The sequence below is a fragment of the Alcaligenes sp. EGD-AK7 genome, assembly GCF_000465875.3.
GTDB classification, from domain to species: domain Bacteria; phylum Pseudomonadota; class Gammaproteobacteria; order Burkholderiales; family Burkholderiaceae_B; genus Alcaligenes; species Alcaligenes phenolicus.
In genome coordinates, this window is record NZ_AVOG02000065.1 from 1 (window position 1) to 510 (window position 510).

General features: G+C 65.1%; 1 protein-coding gene. It reads left to right on the forward strand.

Annotated elements, in window-relative coordinates; all coding sequences use genetic code 11:
• A partial coding sequence (locus N879_RS16955) for a helicase-related protein (protein ID WP_041202992.1) occupies positions 1 to 510 on the forward strand: 510 nt, incomplete at both ends.

Sequence of the window (510 nt, forward strand, 5' to 3'; positions counted from 1 at the left end):
GCACCTTCGTCATGGAGCAGCAGAACGCGGTGATCAAGGAGGCGCTGCTGCGCGAGCTGCTGCGCGGCGGCCAGGTCTACTACCTGCACAACGAGGTGAAAAGCATCGAGAAGTGCGCCCGCGACCTGGCCGAACTGGTGCCCGAGGCGCGCATCGGCATCGGTCACGGGCAGATGCACGAACGCGATCTGGAACGAGTGATGAGCGACTTCTACCACAAGCGCTTCAACGTGCTGGTGGCCTCGACCATCATCGAAACCGGCATCGATGTGCCCAGCGCCAACACCATCATCATCGAGCGCGCCGACAAGTTCGGCCTGGCCCAGCTGCACCAGCTGCGCGGCCGCGTCGGCCGTAGCCATCACCAGGCCTATGCCTATCTGCTCACCCCGCCGCGCAAGGCCATGACCGATGATGCGCAGAAGCGTCTGGAAGCCATCGCCAACGCCCAGGACCTCGGTGCCGGCTTTGTCCTGGCCACCCACGACCTCGAAATCCGCGGTGCCGGCG